This is a genomic window from Chamaesiphon sp. OTE_20_metabat_361 (assembly GCF_031364565.1).
Map to the genome: position 1 here is coordinate 1 of NZ_JANLWO010000032.1, position 2561 is coordinate 2561.

Sequence of the window (2561 nt, forward strand, 5' to 3'; positions counted from 1 at the left end):
ATTTGTGTCTGCCGATCGCGTATGTGTCGCATCGGCATCGAAGCCAATATTTGTCACCAAATTAACTTGGGGCACGATTCCTAAGCCACCTTGGAGCCAGCAAGCCAGCGTCCACTGGTAATCCCAACAACCTAAATCTCGGGAGCTGACATCGTGAAAAATTCGCGCCCAAGTCTTCACGGCATGTTCGTCGCCTAATAAATCTTGGAGTAACTGGTGCTGTCGATCGGGTGCCATTTGCAACCAATTTTTCATGTCATAATCATAATGTTGCCATGCCCGTCGCCATGTCGCCCAGCCCCAGGAAAGCGTGTAGCGAGAAAACAGATAACTATCTTCATGCTGATATTTACTCGCCCAAAAGTTGTTACCAGAAATGTGCATGACGCGATCGTCATCGCGATAACGGGTTAATAATTCATCGCAAAATCGAAAAAAATCGGGATGGGGAATGCAATCATCTTCGAGAATAATTGCGGTTTCGACTCGATCGAATACCCAACTAATCCCCGTCGCCGGACGCACGCCACACCCTAAATTCGTATCGGCATAGTTTTTAAAAACTTCACAATCCCAATCGACGCGATCGATAATCGCCCGCGCCGCAGCACATTTAGCAATATCGTCGGGTCGATCCGGGCGTGGCCCATCCGCGATCGCCAGGAGCTGGGATGGCTTGGCTTGGCGGATTGCCTCAAAGACTCGCTCGGTACACTCTGGCCGATTAAAGATTAAAAGTGCGACTGGAGTTTTCATTGGCTCTTGAGAGCTAGACATAATTTCCATCCATATTTTCAGGAAAATTGATGCGATCGCATCGATCTTGACTTACCGTTGCATCCAGCCAATTTGTAGTCAATGATTTTCTAATATCTCACATTTTAGATATTTTCCAATTAAGCCAATATGCGTAAAAAATAATTAAATAACGATTTTTTTTACTAACTTCATCTTTTTCGCAAAGTGTACTGAGATATTCATTCAGCAAAATGACTAATGATTTTTGCAAACCATTCTATTAGCTTAAAAAGGATTACTGTAAGTTAGTAACGAGCTGTGTAGTAAGCTCAGACAGACCTGTGCTCGTCAGAATAGTCTAAATAATTTTTAACACACTTCATCGGTTTCAACACGGGCACCCTGCCAGTTGCCATCATTACGATCCGATCGGCGTATAAGTTTTCGTCGGTCAATTGCGATCGAAATCACATCAATATTTACTAAGATCGGCTCTAATTTTCACGCATAGCTCGGGCAATTTTTTTGTTAATTTCCAGACAAGCTGCTGCTGTTCTATTGAGAAATGTGATGATGAATCTCAAGTTTTGGCAAGGAAAACGCGTATTACTCACCGGACATACGGGCTTTAAGGGAAGTTGGCTCTCCCTGTGGCTACAATCCGTGGGCGTTGAATTATTAGGATATGCCTTGCCGCCACCGACAGATCCCAGTCTGTTTGCAGTCGCTCGCGTCGCCGAGGGGATGACTTCGGTGGTGGGCGATATTGCCGACTACGAGCAGCTCTACCGCGTCGTGGCTGACTTTCGTCCCGAGATCGTCCTACATCTAGCAGCACAGTCGGTAGTCAGTACCTCCTATCTCGACCCGGTGACTAACTACCGCGCTAACGTCATGGGGACAGTCCACCTGCTCGAAGCGATTCGCCAAGTTGGCGGCGTGGGTGCTGCGGTCATCGTCACTTCGGATAAGTGCTATGACAACAAAGAATGGGTGTGGGGGTATCGAGAAACCGATCCGCTCGGCGGTTACGACCCCTATAGCAGTAGCAAAGCTTGTGCGGAGCTGGTGACAGCAGCTTATCGGGATTCATTTTTCAATCCCGCCCAATATGCCGAACATGGCGTCGCGATCGCTACAGCACGTGCGGGGAATGTGATTGCGGGTGGGGACTGGACAGCCGACGGTTTAGTAGCCGATTTGGTGCGATCGCTCTTACATCACCAACCGCTCCAGATTCGCAATCCCCAGGCGATTCGTCCGTGGCAACACGTCCTCGATGCGCTCAATGGCTACCTGATCTTAGCCGAAAATCTAGCCACCAAAGGTACCGCATTTACCCAAGCGTGGAATTTTGGCCCCGCTGAATCTTCAGTTCAACCAGTCGGTTGGCTCGTGGAACACCTCCTCGCCCGCTGGGGTGAAGATGCTCAGTGGGAATTAGCTCCTGGCGCTCGATTTCACGAGCATATTTCCTTAACCTTGGACAGTTCCAAAGCGCGATTCAAACTCGGCTGGCAACCCAAGCTGTCGCTAGAAGACTCGCTAGCACAAATCGTAGACTGGACTAAGTGTTATCAAACTGGGGACGACATGCGCCAAGTCACCACCGACACCATCGCGCGATTTATGGCGATCGCCTAATCGACCTCCTGCGAAAGTAAAAATACAATCTTTTTATTCACTATTCACTATTCACTTTTCGCTATTCACTATTCACTATTCACTAACTATGGGCTAGAGAAAACAGATGCTAACGCAAACTATCGACGAGCAAATCCCCGATCGCGCCATACCGACAACACCAGCTTGCCAATTTTGTC

The 2561-nt window shown here is 48.1% G+C and carries 2 protein-coding genes; one reads left to right on the forward strand and one right to left on the reverse strand.

The annotated features are described in order from the left end of the window. On the reverse strand, positions 1 to 777 hold a 777-nt coding region (locus RMO35_RS00775; RefSeq protein ID WP_309737884.1), incomplete at its 3' end, for a glycosyltransferase family 2 protein. A gap of 534 nt (positions 778 to 1311) precedes the next feature. On the opposite strand from RMO35_RS00775, the gene rfbG reads away from it, so the two are divergent. Beyond that, the gene (rfbG, locus tag RMO35_RS00780) at positions 1312 to 2382 is read left to right on the forward strand and encodes a CDP-glucose 4,6-dehydratase (RefSeq protein WP_396134957.1); all 1071 of its coding nucleotides are present in this window, start codon (positions 1312 to 1314) and stop codon (positions 2380 to 2382) included. Positions 2383 to 2561: the final 179 nt, after the last annotated feature.